The sequence below is a fragment of the Pseudidiomarina sp. PP-1MA genome, assembly GCF_041200125.1.
Taxonomy (GTDB): Bacteria; Pseudomonadota; Gammaproteobacteria; order Enterobacterales; family Alteromonadaceae; genus Pseudidiomarina; species Pseudidiomarina fusca.
Genome location: NZ_CP165718.1, coordinates 2367117 through 2392659, shown reverse-complemented (window position 1 = coordinate 2392659; position 25543 = coordinate 2367117). Strand labels below are relative to the sequence as shown.

The window sequence follows — 25543 nt, the reverse complement described above, 5'->3', positions numbered from 1 at the left end:
TAACTCTTGCGCTAGCAAAATACGCTCAATAACGGGTTAGATGCGACAATATACGATAAATAGTATAGGAGCGTTCACTCTGTTTGGATAGGCTCGATTCTTTTGTTGTTCGCCCCTATAGCAGCCAATCAATCGGCAACAAGCCAAAAAAGCCGGAGGCAAAGCGCTGAAACCAACTGGTTTGGGGTTCTTGATCATGTCTGATGGTGCCTTCAGGACGTCGTTCTAACCAGTACATGTGGCCATCTTCGTCTAACAGCACCTGATAACTGCTGTAGGGTACGTTATTGGTAAATGTTTCAGCGAGTTGTGTCGCTAGATGCTGGTTATCAATAATAAATCCAAGCTCAGTATTCAACCTAGCCGAACGCGGGTCAAAATTAAATGACCCAACAAAAATACGATACTGATCTACGGCAAACGTTTTGGCATGCAAACTTGAAGCTGAGCTAGAAAATGCGCCGGTTTTAGTGGGATCAGAGCTGCCATTATTGGGGCGCATTTCAAACAGTTGAATACCAGCTTCTAATAAAGCGCGCCGCCGTTTGGCGTAACCTGAATGAACAATCGCCACATCGGTGGTGGCAAATGCATTGGTGAGTACTTTTACTTCTACACCCTGTGCGGCGATGGTTGCAAGTGCATCTACACCAGCTGCAGTAGGCACAAAATAGGGTGATACCAAGAGAAGTTGTCGTTCAGGCGAACCTATGGCTCGGGCGAGGGCGTCGGTAATAAGTTCCTCAGGTGCTGCAGTGCCAAGCCCCTTGTTGGGGCTGTCACTGATCATGGCGACGTTAGCCCACTGCCAGCGCTTGGCTTGAATAAGCTTGTCTAGGCTAACCTGCTGCGGTGTCACTAAGTCTGCCAAGTCGTTATTAGGAGGGCCTTGTCGCGGGTTATTGGCCGGTGAGTGGAGGAGTTCGTAGGGGTAAGCTGAATCGCTATTCCAATACTCATCAAAATCGTCTGAAACAGCGTTAACAACTGGACCCATGGCGAGTACATCAAGGTCGGCAAAGTAAAAACCGTCCGTGCGGTCAAAATAGTCATTGCCGATGTTGCGGCCACCGACAATGGTGGCCAAGTTATCAACAGTAAATGATTTATTGTGCATGCGCCGATTGGCTCGCGAAAAATCAAACATAAACCCAAGAGCACGCGAAAAACGTGGAATAAACGGGTTGAATAAGCGCACCTGAATATTAGGGTGTTGATTGAGGTAGGCAAACCAGACATCGGCGTCACGCGAATGTAAGTCGTCCATCAACAAGCGCACCCTTACCCCACGTTCAGCTGCAGCATAGATGGCCTCGAGTAATTGTTGGCCTGAGCTATCGTTGCGCCAAATATAGTATTGCAAATCAAGACTTACGTCTGCTTGCGCAGTTAGCAGTAAGCGGGTTGCGAGTGCTTGTTCTGCATCGGCTAACATCACCACGGCACTTTGTTGCGGAGAGCTTGTGGCTAAGTGCTCCTCTAGTACAGGAAGAATGCGTTGCCCCAAACGGCTATGCTGAGTTTGTGCCAAGTTGAAAGCGTAGCTGGCTTCGCGCTGAGTTAGATCAGGTAAACCTGTGCATGCTGCACAGCAGAACAATAATAGTGATAACAAAAATACTCGAAACATGGTCATGGTGATTGCCTTAGTTACCACGGTGCGCGGTGTTAGACTTTAGTCTAAGACCAACCTAAACCCCTACAATAAGGCGTAGAATAGCGCGCTTTGAATACCTGCATAGCCATTAATTAGCAAAGAATGCAGTCTTGTGAGTTAACAATACAGGTACAACTATGTCTACAGAATCTAGAATTTTATGTCCCGCGTTACAACAACGGGTGACTACTGCTGAAGCCGCTGCGGCCATGATCCCTGCAGGAGCCAACGTTGGGATGAGTGGCTTTACCGGCGCTGGCTATCCCAAAGCCGTACCAGGTGCCCTCGCTGAGCGAATTAAAGCGCATAATGCGGCTGGTGGTAAGCCCTTTCGCATTAATGTGTTAACCGGAGCTTCAACTGCGCCTGAATTAGATGGCAAGCTGGCAGAAGTAGATGGTATCGAAATGCGTTTGCCGTTTCAAAGCGATCCTATTTGTCGCGAACGCATCAATAATGGCACCATGAATTATGCTGACTATCACCTTTCTGAAGTAGCTCAATACGCTTGGTCGGGTTTTTTTGGCAAGATGGATATCGCCATTATTGAAGTGGTAGGTATTCGTGAAGATGGTTCTCTGATCCCCTCGTCGTCGCTGGGTAACAACAAAACCTGGATTGAGCAAGCCGATAAAATCATTCTTGAGGTTAACCATAAGCAAAACGCACGCATGGAAGGCATGCATGATGTCTATTATGGTGCGGCGTTACCGCCTAACCGTAAGCCGATTATGTTGACTGAACCAGGCCAGCGCATTGGCGAGCTTTATTTACGCTGTCCGATTGAGAAGGTGGTGGCGGTTGTTGAGACGAATGCTGCCGATCGTAACACGCCATTTAAAAAGCCAGATGATGCGTCGCGTAAGATTGCCGAACATATTCTCGAGTTTTTTGACCGTGAAATTAAATTGGGTCGCTTGCCAAAAGGTCTGTTGCCGTTGCAATCAGGCGTGGGCAACATTCCTAACGCGGTGTTAGAGGCGCTTGATAGTGGTCCTTATAAAAATCTAACGGCATACACCGAAGTCATTCAAGACGGCATGTTAAAAATGTTGAAGTCGGGCACCTTAGCCATGGCATCGGCTACGGCTTTTTCATTAAGCCCAGAAGGCATTGAAGAGTTTGATAAAGACATCGAATTTTATCGCCAGAAAATCCTGTTGCGCTCACAAGATATTAGTAACCATCCTGAAGTGGCACGGCGCTTAGGGGTTATTGCTACCAACGGTATGATCGAAGCGGATATCTATGGCAACGTGAACTCAACCCACGTAATGGGCACGCGCATGATGAACGGTATTGGTGGCTCAGGGGACTTTGCCCGAAATGGCTATTTGTCGATCTTTATGTCGCCATCTACCGCGAAAGACGGCAAAATTTCGTCGATTGTGCCAATGGTGTCGCATGTCGATCATACGGAGCACGATGTTAAAATTATCGTCACTGAGCAAGGCTTGGCTGACTTACGTGGGTTAGCTCCGCGTCAACGGGCTTTAGCTATCATCAATAACTGTGCCCACCCTGATTTTAAAGACCAGTTATTAGATTACTTTGAGCGGGCTTGTGCGAGTGGCCGTGGCATGCACACACCGCACTTGCTGAATGAGGCGTTAAGCTGGCACGAGCGCTTCGAGCAAATAGGTACCATGAAGCCTAACGCCTAGGCTAGCTGAATGACATGCGCTTAGGGTAAGCGCATGTCAATTCGTAGTTGCAGAGGTTGGTCGGTTTTGCCAGGAACATACCGCCAGCGCTGTAATGCTGCGATAACATTATCATCAAACACGCCTTCTGGTTGTGACTTCAGCACTTGAATATCCACCGGCTTGCCGTCGTTTCCAATCCGAAATTCTACCTCAACATAGCCTTCAATCCCCTCGGCTGCTGCCGCTTCCGGGTAGCGAGGATTAATACGGACAATCGGTGTGATGGTTTCTGCAGCCGCAGCTTGGGTAGGCGTTGAAATAGCTGGCGTATGCCAGAGCATACTTGCACTAACCATTCCCACGGCAGCAAGCACTAGGGGGAACTTTCGTAAGGGGTGGTGCTGCTGTAGTGTTTGAATGCGTTCTTTCATGAGATTAAATCTCCCTTGTTGATAACCGTAATGAGTACTGCAAGGGTTCACGACAGGGCCACCCCAAGCTCGGTTGGTACTGGTTTTGAGTAAAGCATGGGCATAGCCAACCCCATGCTGCGGTGAGGTGCGATGCTGACTAAGCACATCAGCATCACAGGCTAATTCTTGATCGGCACGAAAGCGCTGATAACCAAGCCAAGCCAATGGATTAAACCACTGCACGCTGAGCAACAACCAAGCGATCAGATTGGCTTGGGTGTCATGACGCCGCCAATGAGTCAGCTCATGCCTAAGTATTAATCGTTGCTCTAGAGTGCTGTAGCGTTTATTAAAATCCGTGGGTAAGAGCAAGGTTGGACGCCACCAACCAAATACGCCGGGGCTTGTTCCGGGCGCAGTGGTGGCCACAGTAAGGGCCAATCGGTTCTGCTTGGGTAGTTGCTGTAAGCGCCATTGCCCCAAGCCAATAAGGCTCAGCATAAGAGCTACGCCTAGCAGCCAAACGCCACTAATCAACGGCATCCAAGCATCTTTCGTACTAACTAGCTCAATAGGGGTAGCCCATAGGGCGGTATAGCTTTGTAGGGCCTGTGCAGCGGTACTCAAACCAAGCTTTTGTAAAACCCAGTAGAGGCTTTCTCCAAGCCAAGGGCCAGCAACAATAGCTAGGTAACTGATAGGCACCAAAGCCCAAAGTAGATACAAGGAACGTGGCCCCAAGTGACGCAACAGGCGCTGATGGCCCGTGGTGAAAATAACGCACAGCACTGAGGTGCAAAGGGTTATGAGCAGAACACTGGAGGTTAGCATGACGAGTCCTCTTGTTGCTCCCACTCAGCGATAATGGCCTTCAGTTGGGCGACATCCTGATCGCTAAGCTGACCCTGTTGCGCAAAACCGGCAACTAACCCAGCGACACTACCGGCAAACAAATTATTAATGAGCTTTGAGCCGGCTCGCTGTTGATAATCTCGCTGCGCAAGAATGGGGCTGTAGCGATAGGCGCGGCCGTCTTTTTCAAAGCTCAATGCGCCTTTTTTTACTAGGCGGTTAAGTAACGTTTTTATGGTCTTCTCATGCCAATCTTCTTGTTGTTGCACCCGCAGCACTATATCAGCAGATAGTAATGGGGCCTGTTGCCACAATACATTCAAAATAACGAGCTCGGCATTAGAGATTTCTACGGGTTCAGTCATCACAGTTATCCTCAATTACAAATGTAATCCTTGATTTAAGATTACACCTGTAATCAAAAAGATCAAGGAATTATTTTCATTCTTTAACTGGGGGATTAGGTTGGATTCCTTAGTTCATCAGCATTATTCCTTAGCTGGTGAGATGTTGCTGGCGGGTTGAAGGTAGGGGCGTTAATACTTGCCCTCAACAGCACAACAACTCACAAGGAATCAATCATGAACACACAAACTCAAGTCAAAGTTTTTGGTCTCGTTAGCTTAGTTAGTTTGGCTTTGTCGGCAACTTTAGGTGCACAGCAGTTGCTTCAACAACCAGCAGAACCAGCGACAACGGCGCATTTTAAAACCCTTTCGGTAGAGCGTTTGAATGTAGTAGAAGCTGACGGAACCGTTAAGCTTTTGCTGACCAATACTGAGCGCTTTCCGGTAACCGAAGAAGTGAACGGACGTATTCTTAACGAAGATCGTAAAAAACGAGCAGGCATGTTGTTCTTCAACGAAGAAGGCATGGAGGCTGGTGGCTTTATTTTTGATGGCAGCCGTAACGAGCAGGGTCATAGTGCGGGCATGTCGTTAACTTTTGATAAGTACGATGGCGACCAAGTGATGCAATTATTAACGGTAGATGAGAAGCGTGGTGAGCGCCGTATCGTGCGCTCAGGATTAGCTTTTAACGACCGTCCTGAGTTAGAAACACAACAAAAGGTGCGTGAAATTCAGCGTGAACTGGCGCAAATAGAAGACCGTCAATTACGCCGACAAAAATACATGGAATATCAACAGCAAGGTTATTTAGGCGGCGCTACACGAGTACTGCTAGGAAAAACGAGCCAAGCAAATAACGGTTTATTCTTATTTGCCAGCGATGGGTCGCCGCGCGCTATGTTTTATGTAGACGAGCAGGACGAAGTGCAGTTACAGTTCTTTAATGCCGCAGGTGAAATTACTCATTCGTGGACGGCAGGCGCTGCCACCGAACAGGCACCGCAATAGGCTTTCTGACAGATAAGGGCCGACCCTATGCTAAGACGTTGGTGTCAATTTTTACAAATAGACCGCACCTTTTTGGTGCTGGTCTTTTTGTTGTGTTATTTGCTGGTGATTTATAACCGTGTAAGCAGCGGGATGCTGTCTTGGTATACTTTTACCCCAGAAGGCCCCGTAGCTGAATTCATTGCTGCGCTGATTATTTTTAGTTTGGTGCGGATGAGTCTGCAGCGTTTCAGTTTGGCCCCGGATGGCGTTACTCACCAGCTACAGCCGGTGGCACCGCCATCGGTCGCAACCTATGCGATGGCTGCGGCAAGCACAGTGGTGCTTTATTTGTTGTTTTATAACGGATTGGGGCTAGCCATAGCCGCTCTATTTGGCAATATTGATCGTAACTTCTCGCAACTGCAAGTGCTGCAAGGTAACCTGCAAGCCTTCATCAACGTGATACTTTTTGGTGGCTTGTACTTGGCCTATACCCACAGCCGTAGCCTGAATCAATATCGAACGGCCTTACGCGAGGCGCAACAGCAGCACGAGCAACAGCTGGCTCAGGCCCATATTCGGCAACTTAAAGCGCAGCTTAATCCACATTTTGTATTCAATTCATTGAATACCTTAGATGAGTTGATGGTGCTTGATGTTGAACGTGCCAGCGGTTTCTTACATGATTTTGCTGATATCTATCGCCAAGCTTTACAGCATACCGGTGATGCCTTGGTACCCTTAGCCCAAGAGATTGAATTTGGGCGGAAATATTTTGCGCTTATGCAAGCAAGATTAGGCCCTCATTATCAGTTGGAGTGGCATGTTGATGACGAGCAAGTTGAGGGATTATGTTTACCCCCTTTTAGTTTACAAATTTTGCTAGAAAACGCTTTAGTACATAACCAAGCCAATGTGGATAACCCTTTAGTTATTCATGTGTATTTGCAGAATAACGAACTCATTGTGGATAACATGATTCAAGCTCATCGTACACCTAAGCAACAGCATAATGGCACCGCATTGGCAAACCTCTCTCAGCAGTGTCTCCATATGTGTGGCTGCCCGGTGCAGGTTGTGGCGGGGGCCGAACGTTTCAGGGTGAGGGTGCCTCTAGTTAGCCAGTCTCCAACAGAGGTTAGCTAGCATGATTAACGCCGTGATTATTGAAGATGAACCATTAGCTCGCAGCAAACTAAAACGTTTGTTAAACCAATTAGATGCGTCTATTCGGGTGGTGCGAGAGCTCGAAAGTGTGGCTCAGGTTCGCTACTGGCTTACCGAGCAAGCGTCGCAAGATAAGGTGCAGGTGATTTTTTCGGATATTCAGTTAAACGATGGCAATGTGTTTGAGGTGTATCAGCAGCAGCCGCAGCCTTGTCCAATAATTTTCATAACTGCCTACGACGATTTTTTGCTGCAAGCGTTTGAAAGTCAGGGGATTGCCTATCTGCTTAAGCCGTACAACAGTCAGAAACTAGAGCAAGCCTGGGCAAAATTTTGCGCTCTTAGCGTGCCTCAACCTACAGCTGTGAATGCCGCCGCCGGCGCTTCATATAAGCAGCATCGGCTTGCGATCAAGCATCATCAACAGGTGTATTTTCTTGATATAGGGGAGATTACTCACGTTCAAGCTGATGGTGGCTTAGTGATGGCTTTTGACCGCCAAGCAAAACGCCATTTTCTATCGTTCAGCTCACTGCAAGCGGCTGAACAAGCTTTGGCTGATTACCCATTTTTTCGGATTAATCGCAGCGAGTTAGTACAGCGTGAGCACGTACAAAGCCTACAAAGGTATTGTAAAAACACGCTAACTATCACGCTAACCTGCGGTGCTCAACTGAAAACCAGTCAGAGTCGCACCGCGGCTTTTAACGAATGGCTTCGTTAAGCGGCAGATTAGCTGGCAAGCTCATGAACAAAGATAGTATTTTTGCCCGCTCGTTTAGCTTGATACATAGCATTATCCGCCTCGGCTAAGATGATTTTAGCTGAGTTGATACCACTTTCGCCCGACGGTAGAAAAATAATACCGATGCTGGCGGAAACTTGTAGTTGTTGTTCTTTAATACGGGATTGGCTCATTGACGATGGCCAGCAAACGTTGTGCTAGCTGCAGACATTCTTCCTGATTACTTAAAGCGCTTATAAGAAGAACAAACTCATCTCCGCCAATTAAGAAAACTGGAACAACCCCTCGAATACCCGAATACACGCGGGCAATTTCAAAACCGGAGCGAGATTTCTTAAATTGGTGGGTGTCGACTACGGTGTGACGTACGGCTGTAAAATCATCGCCATCAAAATATCGCGCTGAGGATCGTTGCCTAGTTGAAATAGATGTTCGCCCACTTCAGTGAAGCCTAGTTTGCGGTAAAAAGCGATGGCACGTGGGTTATGTTCCCACACGCCTAGCCACACTACATCGTGTCCACGCTGGCGTAGTTTAGCTAAGGCTGTTTGCATTAAATCGTGCGCTACGCCTTTGCCATGCCAAGGTTTATCTACGTACAAGCGTTGAATTTCAGCTGCTGACTTAGCTGTTACACAGGCAGGGGTTTGGCCCCAGCGCAATTGCGCAAAGCCGACTATTTGAGCGTCAATAATAGCGAGCAAAGTTAATCGGTTGGGATCATTGATTTCATCACGCTGAATAGCTTCGCTGTATTGGCTGGCGCAATGCTGATCCATATCAGCAGCGCTATTATCGGCGGCGAAAGTATCGCGAAAAGTTCGCTCGGCCAGTTCGGCTAAGCGTTTGGCATCGTACTCAGTGGCGGTACGTAGGTGAGCACGTGATTTGCTGCCAAGCGCTTGACCATCAGCGGAGCGAGTAAAACGCTTGTCTGAACCTTCTTCGTGTTCCATTAGTACCAAAGTTAAGTAAATTTTTGTGGGTAACGATAACACCACGCCAAAAGCACTGAGTGCGGCGCCCAAAATAAAGCCTTGATGGCCAATACTATCGCTAGCGAAGGTTGCCGCCAACACTATGTGCCCACAAATCAGCAGGCAGATCCCTAAAATCATGGCGCTTTTTAATAACTTGACTTGGGTGCTGTTTTGCATGGGTACGAGCTTATTGTTGCTGCGAGATAGGTAGATAATAAACATAAATAATTAGGGGTAAAAGGCAAATTCGGCTTATCCCTGATTTTATTAGGGGTAATTGTCTGAAGTGACCTTATGGGCAACTTGTTTGAGCTCTGCCGTTCATTTTATGCGCCTAATTAGCATTTAACTGTCATAAAGCTGTGCTATTTTCGCCTGTGGATAAGATTCATTTGATGTTTGAGGAAAAGCTCTTGAAAAAATTTATGCGACCATTGCTGTCATTGCAAACTAGCGTGCTGATGCTGCTGGTTACTCTCGCCGGCTGCGCTCAAAGTGGCACCACAGGGGCGCACGGGCCAACGGCAGCGGATGAGTTGCTAGCGGAACAAACCGTGGTGCTGATCTCGATTGATGGCTTTCGGCATGATTACATTGAGCTGCATGGTGCCAACAATATCGCTAAGATAGCTGAGCAAGGTGTGCGTAGCGATGGTTTAATACCTGTTTATCCTTCTAAAACCTTTCCAAATCATTTATCGATTGTAACCGGCCAATATCCCTCTAAGCACGGCATTGTGGATAATAATTTTTACGATACAGAGCGCAAGCAGCGCTACAAAATGGGTGATGGCGCCAAGGATAGTAGTTGGTTAACCACCTTGCCTATATGGAACCTAGCAGAGTTTCAAGGAGTGAAGGCTGCGTCTTATTATTGGCCGGAGTCTGAAGCCAGAATCAATGGCCGCACCCCCAGTTACTATTTTAACTACAGTACACCTGCACCAAACCAACAACGGATTGACCAAATCATTGCTTGGTTAAAGCTGCCTGCTGAGGCGCGTCCGCGGTTTGTCACGGGATATTTTTCTATTGTCGACACCATGGGGCACCAGTTTGGGCCTGAATCCATTCAAGTGAAGAAATCCGTGCAATACATCGATAAGCTGATTGGTGAGTTATGGCTGCGTTTGCAAACTGAAGTTGAGGTGCCGGTTAATCTAATTCTGGTGTCCGACCATGGTATGTCTGATATTAAAGCCGAGCGCATGATAGACGTCGGTCAATTACCTGTGGATAGGGAGTTGTTTGAAACGCAAAATGCGCAAACTCGGTTTATGATTTATGCCAACGATGACACTACAGCGGCCCAAGTAGATAAATTGAAAACACAGCTTGAACAGTTGACCCACCTAGGTTTTTGGATTGAATCTGAGGCAACGTTAGCTGAGCTGGGGGTAACCGCAGGGCCGCGCAAGCCAACCATTGTGTTAGCGACGCAAGCACCGGTAACTTTTACCTCGCGTCCGCCTGAACGACGTGCCGATGGCGGCACACACGGGTTTCACTCTAACCGTGACATGGATGGCTTATTTGTTGCCGCGGGGCCGGCACTCGCTAGTGGGGTTACCTTGCCGCGTTTCAGTAATATTCATGTTTATCCATTTATGGCGCAACTCCTTGGGTTAGAGCTGATGACACCCATTGATGGTAAGGCTGACGTATTAGCGCCGATTGTGACGATGCAATCGCGTGATTAACCTAAAGTGCTGGAGCAAGGGTTTTTTGTTAATCATACTCACGATAAATGATTGAACAATCACCGCACATGCAGTAAAGATATGAGTTAAGAACAATAACAATAAGACTTGGCGATGAATTTTTGGCGTAAGTATCATAGTGACATCGATAGTAATGACCCGCGTTATAATCAGCTGACGCTGATCTATGCGATTGCATTGTTGATGGTGCTGTATTTTGGCGCGATTGGCTTACTCAACATCACCTTGTTTGATGCTGCCTATGTTGCTGTTTATGATTTTATCGGGTTCGTCATTGCCACTAGCATTTTCCTCTACGTGTATCGAGGCGGCAACCTTGCTGTAGCAGGTTGGGCCTTGGTACTCACGCTAATCACCATCCTGCTGGCGTTTATTGATTTATCTGAAGCAGAAAACTATTCCTTGGTTTGGGTGACTATTTTACCCCCCATCAGCTTTTTCTTATTGGGCTCGCGAGCTGCAACTATCCTTACTGGGCTGGTGTTCATTTATTGTGGTTGGTACCTGTACCAATTACTGCAAATTGGAGTGCCAGGACATTTAGGTTTAGGTGCTTTATTTAACTTCGCCGAGGTTGGTCTGGCGCATATTTTACTGTTTCGTTTTTACGAGCGTTCTCGTCAACGTGCATACGACAAGTTACGCAAACTATCGATTACAGACCGGCTAACAGGCGTTTATAACCGTCTGCATTTAGATAATAACCTTAAGCAGATGGTGGCGCTGGCGCAACGCACTCAGCAGCCGGTGTCAGTGCTGCTGCTGGATGTTGATCACTTTAAAAACATTAATGATAGCCACGGGCACTTAATGGGCGATGCGGTGTTAGTGCACTTGGCTAGCTTGTTGAAAAATCTGTCGCGCAACACGGATTTGGTGGGGCGCTGGGGAGGTGAAGAGTTTCTGCTGCTGTGTCCGAATACCGAGGCAAGCGCCGCGCTCTATTTGGCCCAGCGCATTATTAAGGCGTTGCAGAAAGAACATACTTACAGGGGCGCTAACCAACAGCAGGTAACCGTTGCGGTTACCGCCAGTATTGGGGTGGCGACCTATCATCCACAACAACCTTTTGTAGTACCAGCAGCTATTTCAGAGCAAGCGGCGACATCCTCAATTCCTACAGATAATGACACCGTGGTTACGCCAGAGGTGGCTGTGGCTATCAGTGAAAAGTTGTTATACATCGCTGACAAGCATCTTTATCAAGCCAAAGAAGCTGGCAGAAATAGAGCCATTGGCTAAGCTTTCATAACTGTCATAAAACTGTCATTAAGGCGCTGGGCTTATCGAGTACAGTAAACGTCTGCCGTAGTCAGGGAGTGGTTATGAAGTTTTTTGCACAAGAGCTGAGTTGGTTAGCCTTTAATGAACGGGTACTGCAAGAGGCTGCAGACCAAAGCGTCCCAGTGGTAGAGCGGATGCGTTTTTTAGGAATATTCTCAAACAACATGGACGAATTCTTTCGGGTGCGCGTTGCTGATGTGCGCCGGCGAATTTTCTTGGCGCAGAATACCGCTGAACACAGTGAGTCCGAGCAATTAATGGCGGAGATTCAGCAGCAGGTATTAGCCCTGCAGGATAAGTTTGAGGTGATCTACAAAGACGTGCTGAAAGCACTGCTACGCAAGAACATTCGGGTTATCGATGAACAGCAAACCACCACCGAAGAGCGCACTTGGCTGACCACCTTCTTTCGAGAAAAAATTAAACGCTACATAGTGCCACTACTGATTAGCCCAACTACTGATTTAGTGAAAGCAATTAACGAAGAAGCCACCTATTTATGTGTTGAGGTAGTGCAAGGCGATATTATCCGTTACGCAGCGCTCGAAGTGCCCACCGATGAATTTCCACGCTTTATAAAACTGCCATTTAAACATGCCAAGCGACAAAAACGAGTGATTTTACTCGATAACGTGATTTGCCTCTGCATGCATGAGCTGTTTCAAGGCATAGTGCCGTTTGATTCGCTGCGCGCTTTTTCGTTTAAATTAACCCGTGATGCCGAGTACCGGTTACCTCACGACATTGAACAAAGTGTGCTGGAGCAAATGGAAGAAGGCATTCGGCAGCGGTTTGAAGCAGAGCCAGTGCGGTTGGTCTATGACGCTGCTATGCCTCGTAATATGTTGTTCTTTTTACACGATAAACTGGAGCTAACGAGTCATGACTCATTAGTACCGGGTGGCCGTTATCGTAACACTCGCGATTTTGTCAGTTTTCCGAATGTGGGGCATAAGTCGCTCGTGAACCCCGCTTGGCAACCGTTAGAACATCCGCTGTTTACCAAGCATAACAGTGTGTTTGATGCGATAGCGGAGCAAGATATTCTACTGTATTACCCTTACCATAAGTTTGCTCATTTGACAGAATTGGTTCGCCAAGCAGCTTACGATCCATTGGTACAAAGCATCCAGATTTGTATTTATCGTGTGGCTAAGTTATCGCGTATCGTGCATTCGTTGGTAGAGGCGGTTAATAACGGCAAGAAAGTGACCGTGATGGTAGAGCTGCAAGCCCGTTTTGATGAAGAAGCCAATATTGAATGGGCCAAACACATGACTCAAGAGGGCATACGGGTTATTTTCGGTATCCAAGGGTTGAAAGTACACTCTAAGCTGCTGCTAATTAAACGCCGAACCGAGCCCGGTAGCGATAGCACGCAACTTTTTGCTCATATTGGTACCGGCAACTTTAATGAAAAAACTGCGCAGATCTACACCGACTTTAGCTTATTCACCGCAGATATAGGTATTTGCTCCGATGTCGAGCAGGTTTTTCAGTACTTAGAAGCCCCTTATAAGCGTTTTGATTTTGACCATATTTTGGTGTCGCCAGTTAATCTTAGAGAGACTTTAGAAGCGCTGATTGACACCGAAATTGCTTATGCCCAGCAAGGGCAGCGAGCAGAAATTATGGTGAAGGTGAATAACTTGGTCGACCCCGGCATCATTAAAAGATTGGTTGCAGCCGCCCGAGCAGGGGTGCGAGTGCGTGCGATTGTGCGAGGTATGTGTGGGTTAAAAGTCCCAGCGGATTTAAGTAAGCGATTAGAAATTATCAGTATTGTGGATCGTTTTTTAGAACATCCAAGGGTTTACTGGTTTTATCATGGTGGCAAAGAGCAGGTGTTTATCTCCTCAGCAGATTTAATGACGCGCAATTTAGATCGCCGCGTAGAAGTTGCTTGTCCCATTTACAACAGCCAATTGCAGTTGCAAATCAAGCATATTTTAGAGCTGCAGTGGCAAGATAACACCAAAGCCCGCATCATTGACGCTGAGCAGAAGAACCAGTATCGCAAGCGCGGTAATCGCAAAAAAATCCGCTCACAATTAGCTGTGTACGATTATCTGAAAGCCGAAATGAAACGTATGCTGGAGGCACCTCATGACTGATGTTCACAGTCCTCAAACCCAGCTAGCGGATGGGTTAAATTATTTTGCCGCGCTAGATTTAGGCTCGAATAGCTTTCACCTGGTGACCACTCGGGTTATCGATCAGCATGTGCAGCCGCTGCTTAAGTTCAAGCAAAAGGTTCGCTTAGCAAGTGGCCTGAGCAAAACCAATAAGCTCAGTGAAGAGGCCATGCAGCGAGGTTTGGCAGCGTTACAGTTATGTGCCCAGCGCTTACAAGGTTTTGCTACCGAGCAAGTGTATGTGGTGGCAACTCACACGTTGCGCGAAGCCAAGAATGCCGATGTATTTCTGGCGCGGGCGGCGGAGTTTTTTCCATTCCCTATCCATATTATTTCGGGCCACGAAGAAGCTCGGCTGATTTATCGTGGGGTAGCGCAAACCAGCTCTTACCAAGGGCGTCGGCTGGTGATTGATATCGGTGGCGGCAGTACTGAAATCATTGCTGGAGAAGAGTTTGAGCCGAAAATACTAGCCTCTCGGTCAATGGGGTGCGTGAGCTTTACCGAGCGTTTCTTTAAAGATGGCAAGCTCAGCGAAAAGCGATTTAAAAAGGCTTTGATTGCGGCGCGTAGCGAGCTTGAGCCGGTGGCGGCGGGCTTGCGCAAGTTCAATGCGGTTGAAGTAATCGGCACCTCTGGCACCATCAAGGCTATTGCGCAATGGGTGCAGCTACGTGATCAAAGCGCTCCGGATGTGATTACCCGTACCGCTTTGCAGCGCTGTGTGGAGCAGTTATTAACCCATACCAATATCAGTAGTTTTAACGAAGCGGCAATCGATGCAGATCGGCATGGGGTGATAGCAGCGGGGTTAGCGGTGCTGGTAGCCGTGATGGATGAGTTAGAGCTAACGAGCTTAACCTGCCATGATGCAGCCTTACGCGAGGGAGTATTATACGAGCTGGCGGAACGGGTGATTGGTCATCGTGATGTGCGGCAGCGCACGATAGATGGTATGGCGGCGCGTTACCAAGTGGACGAATTACAGGCCCAGCGAGTAGCTGAAACCGCGGTTTATTTATTGCGCCAAGTGGCGAAGCCATGGCAGTTGCAACAACCAGCTTGGCGACAACGGTTGCAATGGGCGGCGCGCGTGCATGAAGTGGGCTTACAAATTAATGCCAGCAGTTTACAAAGCCACTCAGGCTACATCATTGAGCATGCGGATATGCCGGGTTTTAGCAAAGAGGAACAAGCCTTTTTAGCTGCCTTGGTACGAAATTACCGTAAGAAGCTGCAGTTAGAGCGTTTACCGCAACTGTATCTTTTTGAACAACGTGATTTGTGGCGCATGATTGTGCTACTGCGGCTAGCTGTGTTGTTTAATACGGACCGCCAGTCGTCGTTATTGTTGAAGAAAATTCAGGTGCGCCAGGATACTTTGCTGCTAACCCTAACCAAAGAAGGAAGCGCGAATCCGATGCTGCTTAACGACTTGGCGTTAGAGGCTAAGCAGCAGGCAAAATTAGGGATTAATCTGCGCGTGCATGGCTAGCTGACTTAGCGGGTGCCAAATATCTTATCGCCAGCATCGCCTAAGCCAGGAATGATGTAGCCATGTTCGTTCAAATGAGAATCGAGTGCAGCCGTATAAATGTGCACATCTGGGTGCGCTGCTAGTACTTTCTCCACGCCTTCTGGGGCGGCGACTAGCACCAGCACTCGAATGCTTTCGCAACCATGTTGTTTCAGCATGTTCAAGGTAGCAATCATACTGCCGCCGGTAGCTAGCATGGGGTCGATAACAAGAGCAATACGCTGATCAATGTCACCCACAAACTTTTCGAAATACGGTACTGGCTCAAGGGTTTCTTCGTTACGATATAACCCAACTACGCTTACTTTTGCGCTTGGAACCAGCCCCAACACTCCGTCAAGCATACCGATACCAGCACGTAGAATAGGCACCACGGTCACTTTTTTGCCTTTAATTTGTTGCACCTCAATGGTGTCGCCGCTCCAACTTGTAATGGCGTGAGGTTCTAATTCAAAATCACTGGTAGCTTCGTAGGTGAGCAAATTACCTAACTCGTTGGAAAGTTCACGGAAGCTTTTGGTAGAAATACCAGCTTCACGCATAAGGCCCAATTTGTGCTGTACTAACGGATGATTGATCACATGTAATGGCATAATGCGTTCTCTTGCGGCGATGAATGGTTTTCATTATAGGCGTATAAGTGTAATAATTTTTTGCTTGGAAGCCTATAAAAAGTAATTTTTCTGGAACGTTAAAGGAGTGGTACGATGGCAGGCGATTGGCAACGCGCGGCTGCGGTGACTTTGATTTTGGGGTGGAGCATGGCGAGCGCAGGATGCACTCAAACCGAAACGGTAGCGGGACCGGTTGCGGAATCAGCGGTACCTGCTAAGTTTTTAACAGACCCAGAGTTATTCGCGCCTGGGGCGAAGGTTTTTAAGTACCGTTGTGCGGCCTGCCACTCCATGGATGTTAATAAAAGTCAGTTTTTTGGTCCTCATTTAGATGGCTTAATTCAGCGTAAAATAGCCAGCACGCCGGGCTATACCTTTACGGAAGAGGTGCAGCAATTGTCGATCGTTTGGACGACACCCGTACTATTAGAGTGGCTAGAACGACCACAACAGATGGTGGCTGATATGTGTATGCCTTTTACGGGCTTACCGAAACAAGCGGACCGCGAAGCTTTATTGGCGTATATTTATCAAGCATCTGAGGCTAAATAAGTTCATTTCAGCAGCTGGTCTTGCCGATTGTCGTAAACAATAATAAAAAGATGGTAAAGGATGACAACAATAGCGCATTGCCGGAGCACCTCTCGGTGTGGTCGGTTTCAAACCATGGTCTGTGCCGCGGCCGTTTTTTTAGGTAAATTAATCGGTTGGTTGGCACTGGCCGTGTTGCCCATGTTACTGTTTGCCGCTACGGCCACGGCCACCGCTGCTGGGCAGGTTCAACCTGAGCCAACCATAGAAGCAGCAAGCCCGCCGTTAGTTAAATTACCCGAGACTATCAAGCAGCCGTTGGCACTGGATCGTTTCACCATCAGTTATTGGGTGGATAGCAGCGGTCAAGCCAGTTTTGCTGAGGCCCGTGAGCAAAGCTACAACAACTCACCCAATCGCGTTAGTCTTGGTACTAGTGCTAAATCAACCTGGGTAAGGTTTCAGGTGGTTAACCCTGCAAGTGCCGAGCGCGACGTGTTTTTGCAATTTCCTCATGCTTATCACAATAAATCTTTAGGCTTTTATGAAACCGATGGCCAACGTTTATTACGCAAGGCCGTGATTGATTTAAATGCGCCTGAGGATAACCCCTATCTCTATAAAGGGGCGGGGATTTTTTCTTTTCAGCTAGCCCCAGGCGAGCAGAAAACCCTGTATGTGCATAGCGTCTCTTATTCTCACCAATGGTTTGAGTTGCAGTTACTGGATGCGTTTCATAGTAAACAAGCTTTGGTTAGCAGTTATACCGATAGTGCGCTGATGGTGGGTATTCTGATTGCACTGGTGATCTACAACTTGTTGTTGTATTTCTTTGCCAGCAAACGAGAAAACATTTTTTACTCGTTGTATTTGGTGTCAGCAGCGATTTGGATTGCGTTGTCGTACGGGCTCTTGTCTGGGGTGTTTGAAGTGTATGGCGACACGGCGTTGCAATTTCATACCAGCCTGATGGCGTTTCCGATTTTTCTGATATTGTTTATGACAGAAATTTTTAAAACGAAACTCCATCACCCCATTGAGCATAAGTTCTTGCAAGCCATGCTGGCGCTGTTAGTGATAGCATTTGTTTGGTCACTGTTCGATATTCAGGCAGCATTGCAGCCGGCCAGTAGTTTAGCGGCACTGATGATGGTGGTGACCCTGTCGGTGGGTATTTCGTTGTGGTTAAAAGGCGAAGTGCTGGCGCGATATTTTCTTATTGGACATGGCTTTTTTGTGTTCTTTAACGCGTTAGCGGTGCTCTACTACAAAGGCATGCTAGGCTTTCATTATGTAACCAGCCACGGGGTTGGTATTGGCATTATGCTTGAGGCGCTGATGTTGGCCTTTATCATTGCTTATCGGATGAAGCTGTTAGAAGACATGAAGGCGGTGCAAGAAGAGCTGAAATTACAAGCAGCCACGGATCCGTTAACGCGTTTGTACAATCGGCGCTTCTTTTATGCAGAGGCTGACTACCTATTGCAACGGGCACAAAGCGAGCATTATCCGGTGTCTATTTTGACGTTAGATATTGACCGCTTTAAGCAAGTTAACGATACCTTTGGGCATGCGATTGGCGACCGGATTTTGCAAGAGCTGGCGGATATTTTAAAGGGTAGCGTGCGCGAGTCCGATATAGTGGCACGGTTTGGCGGTGAAGAATTCGTCATCTTGTTGAATAAATGTGATTTTAGGGAGGCGGCTAAACTGGCTGAACAGATCCGTATCGCCGTCACTAAGCATGCCATTCAGTTAAGTGCTAGTGAGACCATGAGTTATACCATAAGTATCGGATTAACCGAGGTTTTATTAGGCAAAGAACAGATTGATGATGCTATTCATCGGGCCGATTTAGCGCTTTATAGCGCTAAAAAAGCAGGCCGCAATCGAGTAGAGGCGCGGGCTTGAGCCTACCCATAAGGTAAAATCGATTAATCTAATCTGTTTTTACCACATCTCATTTTCTGAAATTGTAACTATAGTTATATCCATTCTGTGCGACCTAGTTAGCGGTTATTAGCTAGGCCGCGCACAGTTGTGTACTTAACCTACAACGAAAGGGTGTAACATCATGATGAAAAAAGTCCTTCCAGTTGTTTCTGCGCTAGCAGTTGCTGTGTCCATGGGCATGGCTTCTTATTCTGCAACAGCGCAAGAAGCACAAGATAAAATGTTCTGGTGGCCAGACCAACTCGACCTTACGCCATTACGTGACCACGACGTATCTTCTAACCCTATGGGTGAAGACTTTGACTACATTGAAGAGTTCAAAAAAGTAGATATCGCGGCAGTTAAAAAAGATATCGAAGAGCTAATGACTTCCTCACAAGATTGGTGGCCAGCAGACTACGGTCATTACGGTCCCTTCTTTATTCGGATGGCATGGCACGGTGCTGGTACCTACCGGGTGAACGATGGCCGTGGTGGTGCAGGTGGCGGTCAACAGCGTTTTGAACCTCTCAACAGCTGGCCAGACAACGTGAGTTTAGACAAAGCCCGCCGTTTACTGTGGCCAATCAAGCAAAAGTACGGTTCAAGCATCTCTTGGGCAGACCTCATGGTCTTAACCGGTAACGTTGCGTTAGAGTCGATGGGCTTTAAAACCTATGGCTTTGCTGGTGGCCGTGAAGATGATTGGGAGCCAGATAACGTCTACTGGGGCCCAGAAAAGCAATGGTTAGAAGATAAGCGTTACAGCGGTGACCGTGAACTAGAGCGGCCGTTAGCAGCGGTACAGATGGGTTTGATTTATGTGAACCCAGAAGGTCCAAATGGTAACCCTGATCCTTTATTGGCGGCAAAAGATATTCGCGAAACTTTTGCGCGTATGGCGATGAACGATGAAGAAACCGTGGCTTTGATTGCTGGTGGTCACACCTTTGGTAAAGCCCACGGTGCGCATAAGCCAGATGAGTGTTTGGGGGCAGAACCTGCCGCCGCGCCAGTAGAAGAACAAGGCTTAGGTTGGAAGAACAAATGTGGTAAAGGCCACTCTGAAGACACCATCACTTCTGGTTTAGAAGGTGCTTGGTCGGTTAACCCGATTGCATGGACCACCCAGTACTTGGATAACCTGTTTGGTTTTGAGTGGGAACAAACGCGCAGCCCAGCTGGCGCTATTCAGTGGATTCCTAAAGATGGTCAAGCGGCAAACTTGGTGCCAGATGCGCACATTCCTGGTAAGCGCCACGCACCTATTATGTTCACCACTGACTTGTCGTTAAAAGTGGACCCAGAGTATCGCAAAATTGCTAAACGCTTCCACGAAAATCCGGAAGAGTTTGAGTTAGCCTTTGCTAAAGCTTGGTTTAAATTAACGCACCGCGACATGGGTCCTCGTGCACGTTACATCGTGGATACGTCACCAGATACCCCATTGCTTTGGCAAGATCCGGTACCAGACGTAGATCACGAGTTAATTAACGAGCGAGACATTGCTAACTTAAAAGGTAAAATCTTAGATTCAGGATTAACTGTATCTGAGCTGGTGCGCACTGCTTGGGCTTCTGCTTCTAGCTTCCGTGGTACCGACATGCGTGGTGGTGCCAATGGTGCTCGTTTGCGCTTAGCGCCACAGGCTAACTGGGAAGTAAACAACCCACAAGAGCTGAAAAAAGTGCTCGCTACGTTAGAAAAGGTACAGCGTGACTTTAACAAGTCGTTACCCAAAGGTAAGCGCGTATCTATGGCTGATACCATCGTTTTAGGTGGTGCCGCAGCTATCGAAAAAGCAGCGAAAGAAGCTGGTTTTGAAGTGACTGTACCTTTTGTGCCTGGCCGTACTGACGCAACTGCAGAAATGACTGAAGTAGCTTCGTTTGAGTTCTTGAAGCCAACAGCTGATGGCTTCCGTAATTACTACGACAAAGCTAGCCGGATGTCGCCTGCTGAGATGTTAGTGGATCGCGCTGATTTATTAACCTTAACAGTACCTGAGTTAACTGTATTAGTAGGTGGTATGCGCGCACTTGATGCTAATTACCAAGGGCTTGACCACGGTGTGTTTACCGACCGTCCCGGCCAGTTAACTAACGATTTCTTCGTTAACTTGTTAGATATGAGCACCGAATGGGCGCCAGCTAAGCAAGAGGGTATCTACGAAGGTCGTGACCGTAAGTCTGGCGAAGTGAAGTGGACTGCAACACCCGTTGACTTAATTTTCGGTTCTAACTCTGAGTTACGAGCGATTGCTGAAGTGTATGCCTTTAATGGCTCTGAGCAGAAGTTTGTTGACGACTTCGTAGCTGCTTGGACTAAAGTGATGCAGTTGGATCGTTTTGATTTGCACCAGAAATAAGCACATAATTTATTTGATTGCTTAATAAAAAGGGGGCTTGTTTAAGAGCCCCCTTTGTTTTTTTGTACGCTGCTAGCAGCAAGTTAGCGCTAGCCGTTACTCGTCACCAAAAGTACGTGGTTTTAACACTTCCGGTTTGAGAAATGGCTTCTCTCCGGTGTTATCATGTTGTCCAAGTACTTTCCCGTTCACCTCAGTGCCGTATAGGGTTGCTTTGTGAAAGTTAAGATACTTTTGTCGAGTTTCTTTGGCATCACCAGTATAACGAGGGTCCTGAGGGCGTTCTTGCGCATTAATAAAGTAGGCGACATCCCAAGCTTCTTTATCACTTAACCGCCCCGGTTGGCCTAATGGCATATTATTCTGAATAAAAGATGCCGCGGTAAAAATACGCGTCATGCCCGCACCCCAGTTATAGGAACCATCGCCCCATAACGGTGGGAATACCACCTCGCCATTAACTTTTTTGCCTTCGCCATTAGGGCCGTGGCAGACCGCACAGTTATTAGCATAAACAGCTGCACCTTGGCCAAAGCTGACATCTTTTGGTATATCTTTGCCGAGTGAGCTAAAACCACGGCCGCCGATGTTACGGTCATATACTTTGGCGCCTTTCGCCATGTACTGATGATAAGCCGCTAACGCCAGCATGGTGTCGCTACCGTACTCGGGTGCGGTACCGTTCATCGAAAATGAAAAACAGCCAGCAATCCGTTCTTCTAACGAGTTAACGTGGCCATTTTTGCCTCTGAAATCCGGCAATGTGGTGGCCGCCGGCCATACCGGGCCAGACCACGCCATGCGGCCCTCTCCCATGTGGCACGATTTACAGTTCATGTCATTAAACACGTACTTGCCGCGCAATTGTTGTGTGTTCATGAAGAGATCGCGGCCTTTAAGCACCACTTTCTTGAGTTCTGGGTGCAGCTCGCTATCATTTTCAATATCGGCCAAAGTTGGTGCTTGGTGATCGTATTGCCCTGGCTTCATGCTGGGTAGTTTAACTTGGCTCACATCGTTATTTTGCATCGCGATGGCAGCCACCGAGAGGCTTGCAGTAAATAGCGCCGCAAGGCTTAAAGTAATCGCATTGAGTGATTTCATAGTGCTGGTTCTCCTTACTGCTGTGGCGCGGCTGGTTGGCTCGCCAAATAAGCAGCAACGGCATCAATTTGTTCCGGGCTTAGCCGTTTAGCGATGGCCTCCATTAATTGCACCGGATCTGATTGACGTTGCCCTTGTTGCCAAGCTTGTAGTTGTTGCTTCAAGTAACTGGCGTGCTGCCCTGCAATGCCAGGAAAGTTACCATCTACGCCCTGATTGTTGGGGCCATGGCAGCTGGCGCAAGGAGGTAAATAATTATCCCAATCACCTTGTAGCGCGAGTTTTTCACCCAATTCTAATTGGGCTTGAGAAGCCGTTGCAGCAGCAGGTGCTGCTACCGGTAACGTAGCAAAGTAGGCCGCTAAATCTGCCAGTTGTTGCTGGTTAAAGTTATCAATGTTCATGGTCATGGCAGGGTTAACGCGTTTACCTTGTTGGAATGCTACCATTTGGCGCAGGGCATAATCGGCATCTAAGCCAGCAATGCGTGGAAAGGTGCCAGCGGCCATCCCTTCGCCATTGGCACCATGACAAGCTGCACAGGGTGCTCCACTACCATCTCCCTGAGTGGCCAAAGCTTGACCATTGGCGGCATCGCCCTTCGCATAGGCTGGCGCCTGCATTAAGCCTGCGCACACCAAAGCGGCAAATAATACTTTGATCTTCATCAGTACATCCTTTGTTGGTTGAGCTATTAACCTTCGAATTTTAGCTTATTCTAATATAAAATACCTACATAATGTAAGGTTTTGTGGTTGATCGTTTGTTGATACAGGTCATTGCTTGGCCCGGTATCAGGTATTACGACTAACGTGGTCAAAAACCCCCGTAGGAAGGAGACGTCATGATGACATTGGGTGAAATGAATCAATTGGGCAGCGCCGTTGCTGTTGCTGCAGCACTTTTGCTGGCTCCAGCAGCGATGGCGGCTGAAATGTCGCCAACAAAAATTTCAGGACAGGTGTTTGCTAACTTCAGCAATCTACAGATAGGTGATCAACGCACCGATAATGAAGGTTGGCAACCGGATTTGAAGCGCTTCTATATTGACGTAGAACACTCGTTCAATGCGGATTGGATGCTAAAGGTGACGACTGATGTGCAGTGGCAACGCCAGCAAGACCCGACCGATGTTTGGTTTCGTCACGCCTATGTGCAGCGCAATTGGGACAACGGCTATTATTTAAAGCTTGGTGTCGCTGAATTACCTTGGATAGATTACGTGGCTCGTAGGGTCGGTTATCGCTACATAGACCCAAGTATCAACCCCAAAAATCAGTTTGCTGGGCCAACCGACTTAGGCGTGCATGTTGGCCAAAAAGGTGAGCACTTTTCTTATGGTGTGGCCATGGTGACTGGAGCTGGTTTTAAGAAGCCTAAAGTAGCCGACCAAGTAGATATAGAGGCGGCGGCTATTTGGCATGTTACGCCAACCTTTGATTTAGCCATGGGCTGGTACGAAGGGACGCGGGCGTTAGACAAAGGCAGTAATATAGATAAGTTGCATAACGCACAACGCTGGAATATGGCTTTAAGCTACATGAAAAAAGGCATGCGGGCAGGTGTTGAGTACGTCTATAACGATAACTGGAAGCAAGTCACATCCGCTACCGAAGATGCCAGTGATGGCTGGAGTGCATGGGCCAGTTATGCTTTTAGTGCCAAACACTCAGCGTTTGTGCGCTACGATATTACTCACCCCAGCCGCCGGTTGAAACCAGAATTGGAGCAAGATTATTTGCAACTAGGGGTGGATTGGAAAGTGATGCCGTCACTGACACTAGCCTTTGTTGCCAAGCAAAGTGATATTGCTGATGTGATTATCGACCGTACTCAGAACGAAGTCGGGGTGTGGGCGATGTGGAACTGGTAACTAGCACCTAGCCAATTTGCTGTATCGTGCCGGCTTCAACACGATACAGCCCTGAGCTGGTATCCACGTAGATCTTCTGTTGATGAAACAAACTCAAAAACACATGAAACTCATTCGGATAGTCAGAAGCTGAATGGCTAGCAAATAGTGAGCCAGTCTGGGTGAGTGGCACATCTAAACACCCCCGTGATGACAAGCTGGAATCGTATTCACCATTGGCTTTTTGAATCAATTTAAGGTGTCGTCCAAACACCACTGTGTCGGCATCGTCACTGAACTTGATGGCATACCAATAGGTGCTGCCATTGGTGTCATCCGTTACCCCTAACTCAGTATAATTACCGGCACAGTAGAGCGGCCGCAACTCAGCAAAAACCTCGCGCTGTTGGTCACTGAACTCTAATTTGTGTGCGCCGCTGGTGTGAGCTTGATAGAGCAAATGGCCTAACCGCTCAACTTCGCGCAGCAGTTCGCGCTTAGTGTCAGCGCTTGGTGCAACCTCAGCTTGATGGGTGCTTTGACAGCCCGTGACCATCAACCAGCTAACTAGGCACAGGCTTAGTAATAATGGCTTACGTAAAGCTAGGGTCATAGAATTACCTCATCAAGCGTTATCGGGTCTCTATTGCGCTAACTCTAGGCGGTTTCGACCCTGTTGTTTGGCACGATACAAAGCTTGGTCAGCTGCTTTCAGTAGTAATTGATAATCGGGATGGCCAGCAAACGCTGCTAATCCCATACTTACGGTTACTTTGAGCTGCTGCTCGTTAGGTAACAAGAATACTTCTTTTTCTATGACTTTGCGGACCTTTTCGGCCACATTTTGCGCACTATTTACATCCGTATCGACAATCACCAGCAAAAACTCTTCACCACCCATCCTAAACACAAAGTCACCACTGCGACTGTTGTTCATCAAAAGAAGATTACAGTAACAAAGTTAAGCTAATTAGTCTGGTACAAAACCACAAACAATGTAATGCTATGTAGCAGCTTAAAAAAGCCACAAATAAGAGGAACTAACAGATGAAATTATATGAAACAGCAACGGCTCCAAATCCGCGTCGCGTACGCATGTTTATGGCCGAAAAAGGCCTTTTAGAGCAGGTTGAATGCATTGAAATTGATTTAGCTAAAGGCGAGAACCTGACTCCTGAATTTGTGGCTCGTAACCCGATGAAAAAAGTACCTGTGTTAGAACTTGATGATGGTACTTGTTTGGCTGAAACCATGGCGATTTGTCGTTATGTTGAAGAAGCCCACCCTGAAACACTACCGCTGTTGGGAACTAGCCCAAAACAAAAAGCATTGATTGAGCAATGGCTACGCTGGATTGATTTCTATTTTATGATGCCAGTGGGCATGTGCTTTCAACATACTTCCGGTTACTTCAAAGATCGGATGACGTGTTTCCCGGAATATGGCCAAGATTGCCATGGTAAAGCGCAAGAATTTATGGCGTTTTTGGATCAGCATTTAGCCACACATGATTATTTGGTAGGAGATGAGTTTAGCGCTGCTGATATCAATGCTTTTGCGACTTTAGCGTTCGCTCGTGTGGTTAAACTGCGCGCAGATAGTAGTCTGCCGAATCTCAGTGCTTGGTACGAGCGGATAGCAGCTCGCCCCTCAGCAAAAGTCTAA

At 47.6% G+C, this 25543-nt stretch carries 23 protein-coding genes; 13 read left to right on the top strand and 10 right to left on the bottom strand.

Features of this window, described 5'->3' with window-relative positions; translation table 11 throughout:
* Positions 1–115: 115 nt before the first annotated feature.
* On the bottom strand, positions 116–1636 hold the full coding sequence (locus tag AB8S08_RS11270) for a phospholipase D family protein (RefSeq protein WP_369742797.1): 1521 nt from the start codon (positions 1634–1636) through the stop codon (positions 116–118).
* Between the two features lie 158 nt (positions 1637–1794).
* On the opposite strand from AB8S08_RS11270, the gene AB8S08_RS11265 reads away from it, so the two are divergent.
* On the top strand, positions 1795–3321 hold the full coding sequence (locus tag AB8S08_RS11265) for an acetyl-CoA hydrolase/transferase family protein (protein ID WP_369742796.1): 1527 nt from the start codon (positions 1795–1797) through the stop codon (positions 3319–3321).
* A 20-nt stretch (positions 3322–3341) separates the two neighbouring features.
* Here the strand turns inward: AB8S08_RS11265 and AB8S08_RS11260 are convergent, their stop codons facing one another.
* Together AB8S08_RS11260 and AB8S08_RS11255 are read right to left on the bottom strand one after the other, a co-directional pair.
* On the bottom strand, positions 3342–4547 hold the full coding sequence (locus AB8S08_RS11260; protein WP_369742795.1) for a TonB family protein: 1206 nt from the start codon (positions 4545–4547) through the stop codon (positions 3342–3344).
* The gene (locus AB8S08_RS11255) at positions 4541–4933 is read right to left on the bottom strand and encodes a BlaI/MecI/CopY family transcriptional regulator (protein ID WP_369742794.1); all 393 of its coding nucleotides are present in this window, start codon (positions 4931–4933) and stop codon (positions 4541–4543) included. The genes AB8S08_RS11260 and AB8S08_RS11255 overlap by 7 nt, the downstream gene beginning before the upstream one ends.
* A 216-nt stretch (positions 4934–5149) precedes the next feature.
* On the opposite strand from AB8S08_RS11255, the gene AB8S08_RS11250 reads away from it, so the two are divergent.
* The 3 genes from AB8S08_RS11250 to AB8S08_RS11240 are packed head-to-tail and all read left to right on the top strand — an operon-like array spanning position 5150 to position 7799.
* On the top strand, positions 5150–5926 hold the full coding sequence (locus AB8S08_RS11250; RefSeq protein ID WP_369742793.1) for a hypothetical protein: 777 nt from the start codon (positions 5150–5152) through the stop codon (positions 5924–5926).
* Positions 5927–5953: 27 nt separating this feature from the next.
* Complete coding sequence (locus AB8S08_RS11245) at positions 5954–7054, top strand: sensor histidine kinase (protein ID WP_369742792.1); 1101 nt, start codon at positions 5954–5956, stop codon at positions 7052–7054.
* Position 7055: 1 nt separating this feature from the next.
* Positions 7056–7799, top strand: a complete 744-nt coding sequence (locus AB8S08_RS11240; RefSeq protein ID WP_369742791.1) for a LytR/AlgR family response regulator transcription factor — start codon at positions 7056–7058, stop codon at positions 7797–7799.
* Between the two features lie 8 nt (positions 7800–7807).
* Here the strand turns inward: AB8S08_RS11240 and AB8S08_RS11235 are convergent, their stop codons facing one another.
* Complete coding sequence (locus tag AB8S08_RS11235) at positions 7808–7993, bottom strand: diguanylate cyclase domain-containing protein (RefSeq protein ID WP_369742790.1); 186 nt, start codon at positions 7991–7993, stop codon at positions 7808–7810.
* Between the two features lie 180 nt (positions 7994–8173).
* Positions 8174–8977 carry an N-acetyltransferase family protein gene (locus AB8S08_RS11230; protein WP_369742789.1) on the bottom strand — a complete coding sequence of 268 codons (804 nt, stop codon included), beginning with the start codon at positions 8975–8977 and terminating at the stop codon, positions 8174–8176.
* A 236-nt stretch (positions 8978–9213) separates the two neighbouring features.
* Here AB8S08_RS11230 and AB8S08_RS11225 point away from each other — a divergent pair, with 236 nt between their 5' ends.
* The 4 genes from AB8S08_RS11225 to AB8S08_RS11210 all read left to right on the top strand — a co-directional run bounded on the left by AB8S08_RS11225 (position 9214) and on the right by AB8S08_RS11210 (position 15435).
* Entirely contained in the window at positions 9214–10500 is a 1287-nt protein-coding gene (locus AB8S08_RS11225) for an ectonucleotide pyrophosphatase/phosphodiesterase (protein WP_369742788.1), read from the top strand.
* Positions 10501–10614: 114 nt separating this feature from the next.
* Positions 10615–11763 (top strand): GGDEF domain-containing protein, encoded by a 1149-nt coding sequence (locus AB8S08_RS11220; RefSeq protein WP_369742787.1) that lies wholly within the window; start codon positions 10615–10617, stop codon positions 11761–11763.
* A gap of 83 nt (positions 11764–11846) precedes the next feature.
* Positions 11847–13919, top strand: coding sequence for a polyphosphate kinase 1 (ppk1, locus tag AB8S08_RS11215; protein ID WP_369742786.1), 2073 nt, complete (start codon positions 11847–11849; stop codon positions 13917–13919).
* Entirely contained in the window at positions 13912–15435 is a 1524-nt protein-coding gene (locus tag AB8S08_RS11210) for an exopolyphosphatase (RefSeq protein ID WP_110075570.1), read from the top strand. The genes ppk1 and AB8S08_RS11210 overlap by 8 nt, the downstream gene beginning before the upstream one ends.
* Positions 15436–15440: 5 nt before the next feature.
* Here the strand turns inward: AB8S08_RS11210 and upp are convergent, their stop codons facing one another.
* Positions 15441–16070 carry a uracil phosphoribosyltransferase gene (upp, locus tag AB8S08_RS11205; RefSeq protein WP_110075569.1) on the bottom strand — a complete coding sequence of 210 codons (630 nt, stop codon included), beginning with the start codon at positions 16068–16070 and terminating at the stop codon, positions 15441–15443.
* A 114-nt stretch (positions 16071–16184) separates the two neighbouring features.
* On the opposite strand from upp, the gene AB8S08_RS11200 reads away from it, so the two are divergent.
* The 3 genes from AB8S08_RS11200 (at position 16185) to katG (ending at position 20922) form a co-directional block, all read left to right on the top strand.
* Complete coding sequence (locus tag AB8S08_RS11200; RefSeq protein WP_369742785.1) at positions 16185–16643, top strand: cytochrome c family protein; 459 nt, start codon at positions 16185–16187, stop codon at positions 16641–16643.
* A gap of 60 nt (positions 16644–16703) precedes the next feature.
* Positions 16704–18533 carry a diguanylate cyclase gene (locus tag AB8S08_RS11195; RefSeq protein ID WP_369742784.1) on the top strand — a complete coding sequence of 610 codons (1830 nt, stop codon included), beginning with the start codon at positions 16704–16706 and terminating at the stop codon, positions 18531–18533.
* 163 nt (positions 18534–18696) lie between these two features.
* The gene (katG, locus tag AB8S08_RS11190) at positions 18697–20922 is read left to right on the top strand and encodes a catalase/peroxidase HPI (RefSeq protein WP_369742783.1); all 2226 of its coding nucleotides are present in this window, start codon (positions 18697–18699) and stop codon (positions 20920–20922) included.
* A 96-nt stretch (positions 20923–21018) separates the two neighbouring features.
* Here katG and AB8S08_RS11185 read toward each other — a convergent pair whose 3' ends face one another.
* Both AB8S08_RS11185 and AB8S08_RS11180 read right to left on the bottom strand, forming a co-directional pair.
* Complete coding sequence (locus AB8S08_RS11185) at positions 21019–22026, bottom strand: c-type cytochrome (protein WP_369742782.1); 1008 nt, start codon at positions 22024–22026, stop codon at positions 21019–21021.
* A 14-nt stretch (positions 22027–22040) separates the two neighbouring features.
* Positions 22041–22694: a cytochrome c gene (locus AB8S08_RS11180; protein WP_369742781.1), complete on the bottom strand. Its 654-nt coding sequence runs from the start codon at positions 22692–22694 to the stop codon at positions 22041–22043.
* A 176-nt stretch (positions 22695–22870) separates the two neighbouring features.
* On the opposite strand from AB8S08_RS11180, the gene AB8S08_RS11175 reads away from it, so the two are divergent.
* Entirely contained in the window at positions 22871–23899 is a 1029-nt protein-coding gene (locus AB8S08_RS11175; RefSeq protein WP_369742780.1) for a hypothetical protein, read from the top strand.
* 7 nt (positions 23900–23906) lie between these two features.
* Here AB8S08_RS11175 and AB8S08_RS11170 read toward each other — a convergent pair whose 3' ends face one another.
* On the bottom strand, positions 23907–24491 hold the full coding sequence (locus AB8S08_RS11170) for a hypothetical protein (RefSeq protein WP_369742779.1): 585 nt from the start codon (positions 24489–24491) through the stop codon (positions 23907–23909).
* Positions 24492–24521: 30 nt separating this feature from the next.
* Positions 24522–24815 (bottom strand): GGDEF domain-containing protein, encoded by a 294-nt coding sequence (locus tag AB8S08_RS11165; RefSeq protein ID WP_369742778.1) that lies wholly within the window; start codon positions 24813–24815, stop codon positions 24522–24524.
* Between the two features lie 110 nt (positions 24816–24925).
* On the opposite strand from AB8S08_RS11165, the gene AB8S08_RS11160 reads away from it, so the two are divergent.
* Entirely contained in the window at positions 24926–25543 is a 618-nt protein-coding gene (locus AB8S08_RS11160) for a glutathione S-transferase family protein (protein WP_153826930.1), read from the top strand.

Bases quoted from the DNA above. Each gene is read 5' to 3' on its own strand.
- AB8S08_RS11270 (WP_369742797.1), bottom strand. From the start codon at position 1,636: ATGACCATGTTTCGAGTATTTTTGTTATCACTATTATTGTTCTGCTGT.
- AB8S08_RS11265 (WP_369742796.1), top strand. From the start codon at position 1,795: ATGTCTACAGAATCTAGAATTTTATGTCCCGCGTTACAACAACGGGTG.
- AB8S08_RS11260 (WP_369742795.1), bottom strand. From the start codon at position 4,547: ATGCTAACCTCCAGTGTTCTGCTCATAACCCTTTGCACCTCAGTGCTG.
- AB8S08_RS11255 (WP_369742794.1), bottom strand. From the start codon at position 4,933: ATGACTGAACCCGTAGAAATCTCTAATGCCGAGCTCGTTATTTTGAAT.
- AB8S08_RS11250 (WP_369742793.1), top strand. From the start codon at position 5,150: ATGAACACACAAACTCAAGTCAAAGTTTTTGGTCTCGTTAGCTTAGTT.
- AB8S08_RS11245 (WP_369742792.1), top strand. From the start codon at position 5,954: ATGCTAAGACGTTGGTGTCAATTTTTACAAATAGACCGCACCTTTTTG.
- AB8S08_RS11240 (WP_369742791.1), top strand. From the start codon at position 7,056: ATGATTAACGCCGTGATTATTGAAGATGAACCATTAGCTCGCAGCAAA.
- AB8S08_RS11235 (WP_369742790.1), bottom strand. From the start codon at position 7,993: ATGAGCCAATCCCGTATTAAAGAACAACAACTACAAGTTTCCGCCAGC.
- AB8S08_RS11230 (WP_369742789.1), bottom strand. From the start codon at position 8,977: ATGCAAAACAGCACCCAAGTCAAGTTATTAAAAAGCGCCATGATTTTA.
- AB8S08_RS11220 (WP_369742787.1), top strand. From the start codon at position 10,615: ATGAATTTTTGGCGTAAGTATCATAGTGACATCGATAGTAATGACCCG.
- ppk1 (WP_369742786.1), top strand. From the start codon at position 11,847: ATGAAGTTTTTTGCACAAGAGCTGAGTTGGTTAGCCTTTAATGAACGG.
- AB8S08_RS11210 (WP_110075570.1), top strand. From the start codon at position 13,912: ATGACTGATGTTCACAGTCCTCAAACCCAGCTAGCGGATGGGTTAAAT.
- upp (WP_110075569.1), bottom strand. From the start codon at position 16,070: ATGCCATTACATGTGATCAATCATCCGTTAGTACAGCACAAATTGGGC.
- AB8S08_RS11200 (WP_369742785.1), top strand. From the start codon at position 16,185: ATGGCAGGCGATTGGCAACGCGCGGCTGCGGTGACTTTGATTTTGGGG.
- AB8S08_RS11195 (WP_369742784.1), top strand. From the start codon at position 16,704: ATGACAACAATAGCGCATTGCCGGAGCACCTCTCGGTGTGGTCGGTTT.
- katG (WP_369742783.1), top strand. From the start codon at position 18,697: ATGATGAAAAAAGTCCTTCCAGTTGTTTCTGCGCTAGCAGTTGCTGTG.
- AB8S08_RS11185 (WP_369742782.1), bottom strand. From the start codon at position 22,026: ATGAAATCACTCAATGCGATTACTTTAAGCCTTGCGGCGCTATTTACT.
- AB8S08_RS11180 (WP_369742781.1), bottom strand. From the start codon at position 22,694: ATGAAGATCAAAGTATTATTTGCCGCTTTGGTGTGCGCAGGCTTAATG.
- AB8S08_RS11175 (WP_369742780.1), top strand. From the start codon at position 22,871: ATGATGACATTGGGTGAAATGAATCAATTGGGCAGCGCCGTTGCTGTT.
- AB8S08_RS11170 (WP_369742779.1), bottom strand. From the start codon at position 24,491: ATGACCCTAGCTTTACGTAAGCCATTATTACTAAGCCTGTGCCTAGTT.
- AB8S08_RS11165 (WP_369742778.1), bottom strand. From the start codon at position 24,815: ATGAACAACAGTCGCAGTGGTGACTTTGTGTTTAGGATGGGTGGTGAA.
- AB8S08_RS11160 (WP_153826930.1), top strand. From the start codon at position 24,926: ATGAAATTATATGAAACAGCAACGGCTCCAAATCCGCGTCGCGTACGC.